The organism is Flavobacterium orientale (assembly GCF_014638005.1).
GTDB classification, from domain to species: Bacteria; Bacteroidota; Bacteroidia; order Flavobacteriales; family Flavobacteriaceae; genus Flavobacterium; species Flavobacterium orientale.
The window spans coordinates 1-5,712 of the sequence record NZ_BMFG01000022.1 but is presented as its reverse complement, the minus strand read 5'-3'; the positions used below and the strand labels follow the sequence as shown (position 1 = coordinate 5,712).

The 5,712-nt window shown below is 37.9% G+C and carries 3 protein-coding genes; 2 read left to right on the top strand and 1 reads right to left on the bottom strand.

The features are described 5' to 3' along the window. Positions 1-198 precede the first annotated feature (198 nt). The gene (locus IEV15_RS14420; RefSeq protein ID WP_188363249.1) at positions 199-711 is read left to right on the top strand and encodes a hypothetical protein; all 513 of its coding nucleotides are present in this window, start codon (positions 199-201) and stop codon (positions 709-711) included. Between the two features lie 947 nt (positions 712-1,658). On the opposite strand, the gene IEV15_RS14415 is transcribed toward IEV15_RS14420, so the two are convergent. Then, on the bottom strand, positions 1,659-2,558 hold the full coding sequence (locus IEV15_RS14415) for a NifU family protein (RefSeq protein ID WP_188363248.1): 900 nt from the start codon (positions 2,556-2,558) through the stop codon (positions 1,659-1,661). A 141-nt stretch (positions 2,559-2,699) separates the two neighbouring features. Between IEV15_RS14415 and IEV15_RS14410 the strand changes: the two genes are divergently transcribed. Further along, on the top strand, positions 2,700-5,712 hold a 3,013-nt coding region (locus IEV15_RS14410), incomplete at its 3' end, for a choice-of-anchor L domain-containing protein (RefSeq protein WP_188363247.1).

The window sequence follows — 5,712 nt, the reverse complement described above, 5'->3', positions numbered from 1 at the left end:
AACGGATTATTGGTTTACGGTAACCTATGAAGAGGATGCTCAGATGAAAGAATTTAAAGCACATTTCTCGCTGAAGCGATAAAACAATAAAAACTCCTGAGGAATCAGGAGTTTTTTTTATAGTGTATTTTTAATCTAAAATTTAATAACTTAGTTTTTTAAAAAGTAGCAGTACAAAACAATTTCAAGTTAGTAAGTATGAAAAGAATCGATCAATTACAAAATTTACCCATTTATAGGAAAGCTGAAGAAATTTTCAGACTTGTCAATGGTTTGTTGGAGACTATCCCTGTGGATGACGATTATCTGAACGCAACTAAACACATGATGTTGGAAGATTGTAGCATTATTTCTGCCAAAATTGCAGGAGCTGAGGGAGGTGATGAGTACACCATTCGTATGCAAAATGCTGCCATAATTAGAGAGTATGCGATGCATCTTTATGTTCAAGTGGGAAGTTTGCGTTTTCATGAATCATTTATGGATAAAGATTTTGTACTTCTAATTCGTAAAGAAATTGACGAATTCCGACTTTTGTTTATCGATTGGGTAGCAAGTTTTGATACCACTAATTATTTTTGGGATGAGTGGGAATTGTTTAATCCTCCGGGAGCTATTCCTCCTGATCCAAATGCTTATCAAGATCCTATTAACTTAGATGATTTTTTTGATGATTTTGATCAGGATGATTGGAAGTCGGATGAGGAATGAGTTACATAAAATTAAGTGTACTAGTAAATTTATCCGGTTGGAAAAGATTACTTTGGTTAGCGGGTCTTTTTTATCTAAACAAGTAGTTTTTTATAGTTTACGAAACTTTTCGTCAAACTAAAGTCAAAGTATCGTCGGAGTATCTATTGGAGTATCTATGGAGTATCTATGAAGTAACTATGGGGTTGACCCGTCCTAAAATAACTATACAGGTTATTAAATAAATCCTATTATGGTTATACAACTATACTATATTTTGGACTGTATTGTGTTATTTGTTCTTGTCTCTAAATTAGGATATTTGTTAAAATCTGTCACCATTGATGCTTTATACTTGCTTTAACTATGGCTTTGCTATGGCTTTACTATGGCTTTACTATGGCTTTGGCCCTTCCATGACTCAATTTTGTTGGCACGTGACCCGTCCTAAAATAATATGCTTTATGTGACTTGGATTATGGGATCCCTCCTTACGTCGGGATGACAAGCTGTGCGGGACAGGCAAGATGTGGTATGCATTGTGTGACTTTGATTAAGGGATTGCTTCCCCTGTTCGCTATTGCTAGAGTCCTTCCGCCTCGGGGACAGGCCAACGTATGGATGACAAATTGGGTGTGATAAGCTTTGCGTGACTTTGATTATGGGATTGCTTCGCCTTTTCGCTATTGCTGGAGTCTTCCTTCGTCTGGATGACAAACTGTGCATGAGAAGCAGGGTGTGATAAACAAGACTTGATAAGCTTTGTGTGACTTTGATTATGGGATCCCTTCCGCCGCGGCGGACAGGCCTGCGTGATGACAAGCAGCGGTGTAGGGTAGTGTTTCAAGGTTAGTGAAAACTAGCAAAATGCTCTGTATTCTAATCCGTAAACAAAAGAATCATTTCCAAAGGTTTTAAATAAAAAAAACTCCTTAAAAATAAGGAGTTTAAGTGATGTTTGTCGTTTTTTAACCATTTAGGGCCTCCACCACAATAGCTTCATCGTTAAGCATTTGTTTGAGCATGTTTTCGATGCCGTTTTTTAGTGTGAAGGTTGAGGAGGGACAGCCACTGCAGGCACCTTGTAAAATTACTTTTACTTTTTTGTCGGTTTCATTATAGGAATCAAAAAGGATGTTTCCGCCATCCGCTTGCACGGCCGGTTTTACATATTCTTCAATGATGTTAATAATTTGTTGTGAGGTAGTATCTAAGGTGTCAAAATTAACAATTTCTTGTTTTTCTTGTTTTGGGTTGTTGTTGATTAAGGCTTCTTCAATAACCACACCACCGTTTTCAATAAACGATTTGATAAAGCTTCTGATTTCGTTGGTGATTTCGAGCCATTCAAAGGTGTTGAATTTGGTTACGGAGATGTAGTTTTCATCCATAAAAACTTCTTTCACATAGGGCAATTTAAAAAGCTCTTTTGCCAATGGTGATGCCTCTGTATCGTCGATGGATTTGAATTCGGCCGTTTTTTTAGTAAGGATTTTGTTGGCCACAAATTTCATTACGTTAGGGTTGGGCGTACTTTCGGAATAAAAACTTATCGGTGTTTTTTTCGTGTCTTCGCTTGAAGTGGTTACCACTTCGCCGCCGTTATTGATGTAGGTTTCGATTTGTTCGGCCACTTCGGCTTTTACGTCGTCCCATTCCACAATGCTGAATTTTTCGATGGCAATAAAATTCCCGGAAATGTAAACTGTTTTTACGAAAGGCAGGTAGAATAACTGTTTCGCTAACGGGCTGTTGCCTGTTTCGTCGATGTTTTTATATTCGAAATTCGCATTTTTGAAATTTATATCGGACAGCTCAAATTTTAGTATGCTTGCGTTGGCTGTTTCTTTAATTATAACATTTGTCATGAAATTTGTATTTTTTTGCAAATTTAACAAACTCGGCCTCATAAATTATTTATATTTGGTTCTTTAATTAATAATTAACAAAACATTATTTATTGTTTAAAATATAACAACCAACTAAATTACGAATAAAAATTTGCTCATATGAAAAGAATTTTACTTTTTTGTGTTTTCTTACTTAGTAGTTTTACATTATTGGCTCAAGCGGACATCGTTACTGTCATCACTGATGGTGCGGCGACGTATACGGCAGGTCAAACTACTACGTATACGATAACCGTAACCAACCAAGGGCCTAACAGTGCCACCAATGTTGTGGTGTCAAGTGTTGTTCCTGCCGGAATCGATCCATTATTGGTCACTTGGACCGGTAGTAATGGTTCCAATGGTACCGGAGATTTGAATGATATTTTAGCCACGATGACTAATGGTCAGGTGGTTACGTATGAAATTATAGTACCTATTCCAAGTAATTTTGATCAAACCGCTGATTTGGTTTATGAAGTGGTTGTGACGAGTGCTACTCCTGATCCTACCCCAGCTTGTGCGGATTGTGTTGATACGAACACGCCAAATCCTTTGGCGAACTTAGTTACTACTAAAACAAATAATCAAGCTCAGTATGTTTTGGGTACTACTGTTAATTATGTTATCACTATTACTAATCAAGGACCAAGTGATGCGGTTGATGTTTCTATATCTGATAATATACCCGGGGGTATCACCTCCATGTCATGGTCAGGTCCTAATGGAAGTGGTGGTGTTGGAGGAATGTTTACCAGTTTGCCCGTTTTGGCAGTAGGTGAAACTGTTCAATATCTTGTTCAGATTCAGATTCCTCAATCGTATAATTTAGCGAGTAACTTAGTGAATACAGTTACTGTTTCCAGTATCACTCCTGATCCGGTTCCATCCTGTCCTCAATGTTCTGATATTGATACACCTGCTCCAAGATTCGTTACAGTAAACACTACTCAATACACTGCTCAACAATTGGTTACTCAAGTTTTGATTAATTCAGATTGTGCTGTAGTTTCGAACTTTAGTGTGCCTAATAACTGTGGAAACGGTTTGAGTCCTTTAGGTTATTTTAGAAGAAATAATTCGACTTTCCCATTTGAAGAAGGTTTGGTTATGCGTACAGGTCCGGTTGCAAATGTTCAAGGCCACTATGGTACTCCGGCAGTTGGAGGTGATGGGTGTGGCTTAGGTACTGATGCTGATTTAATCGCCTTGGCTCAATCTATTGGCCAAAACGGTTCTATTAATGACGCTGCAAATCTATCTTTTGATTTTACTCCTTTAACTGATAATTTTAGTTTTAATTTCATTTTTGCTTCTCAAGAGTATGGTGGTTTCCAGTGTACTTTTGCCGATGTGTTTATGTTTAAGTTAACTAATTTGAGTACAGGAACATGGGAAAATTTAGCGGTGTTACCTAACGGAGCCCCTATTTCGGTATTAACCATCAGAGATAATGCTCATAATGCGGGTTGTGCCTCTGTAAATCCGGAGTTCTTTGGTCAGTTTAATCAAACTATGCCTGTTTTAGATACGCCTATTAACATGAGAGGTCAAACAGTGCCTTTAACAGCTCAGGCCACAGTACTTCCAAATACTCCTTATCGAATTAAGTTGGTGATTGGCGATTATCAGGATTCTATTTTGGATTCCGCTGTTTTTATTGAAGGAGGAAGCTTTAATGTGGGTACTGCAAACATCACCGGTACTAATGGTTTTGAAAATTTTGGAGATCTAACAATCGCAAATGGTGGTGCTTTATGTCAAAACACTTGTAGTGTAATTCAAGCTGGTTCATCTCCCATCACCGGAGCTACGTATGAATGGACCTTAGATGGTGTTGTGATACCAACAGAAACAAACTATCAAATAAGTGTATGCGAACCGGGAACATATGGTGTCACCGTTATTGTTGGTGGAGCCGCCGGATGTGTTCAAACTGATTTTGCCATTGTAGAGTTTTTTGAACCTGCAGGTATTCTTGACGGAGATGATATTACCTCTTGTGACGGTATTTATAATTTAACTTCAAATACGTCAACCATCCTTAATGGTATTGCAGGTGAGATTTCGTATCACACTTCTTTGCAAGATGCTTTGGATGTTGCTTCGCCAATAAACCCTGCTACGGCTTATCCCGGATTGGACGGTCAAGTAATCTATGCTGCAGTTCAAATTGATGGAGAGGCTTGTATTAATACGTCTTCGTTTACCTTGATTTTAATTGATGAAGATATTGAGCCGCAACCTACAGATATCCCAGCATTATGTGATGTAGATGGTGATGGATTTGAAATTTTTGATTTAACAATTGCTATTGACAATGCTTTGATTGGCTTAGAGCCTTCAGCTTATACTGTAACGTTCCATAATTCACTTTCGGATGCCGAAAACGGATTGAGTCCAATTGGAACTCCTTCAACTTATACCGGAACAAATGATGAGATTATTTATATTCGTGTAGAACGAAATTGTAATACTACTTTTTATGGTACGACGCAAATTCAATTAACCGTACTTGAGGTTCCGGTTGCTGATGTATTACCGAATGTTGCAGTATGTGATTGTTATGAGTTGCCTGTTTTAACTGTTGGAAATTATTTTTCAGCTAGTGATGGATTAGGTGTTGCCTACAATGCAGGAGATTTGATTTGTACTTCTGCAACCGTTTATATTTATGCAGCATCCAACACTACGCCTAATTGTACTAATGAAAGTAGTTTTGAAGTTTCTATCATTCCAACGCCGCAACCTGATGATTTGGCCGATGTAACAGCTTGTGATTCGTATCAATTACCTTTGTTAACTGTTGGAAATTATTTTGATCAACCAGGTGGTACAGGTACTGCTTATTTTCCAAATGATGTTATCACCACAACGACCACTTTGTTTGTTTATGCTGAATCAGCAACGACTCCTAATTGTGTGGCTGAAACGAGTTTTACTATAACTATCAACACAACTCCCACCCCAGATACTTTACCCGATGTAACAGTTTGTGATTCGTACCTTTTACCTGCTTTAACGGTTGGTAATTATTTTACAAGTCCGAATGGATTAGGAGCACCTTTAAATGCAGGAGATCCTATAACCACCACTACACAATTGTATATTTATGCCGAAACGGGAACAACAC

What these genes read in the sequence shown, in the direction of transcription:
- IEV15_RS14420 (WP_188363249.1), top strand. Translation starts at nt 199, where the DNA reads ATGAAAAGAATCGATCAATTACAAAATTTACCCATTTATAGGAAAGCT.
- IEV15_RS14415 (WP_188363248.1), bottom strand. Translation starts at nt 2,558, where the DNA reads ATGACAAATGTTATAATTAAAGAAACAGCCAACGCAAGCATACTAAAA.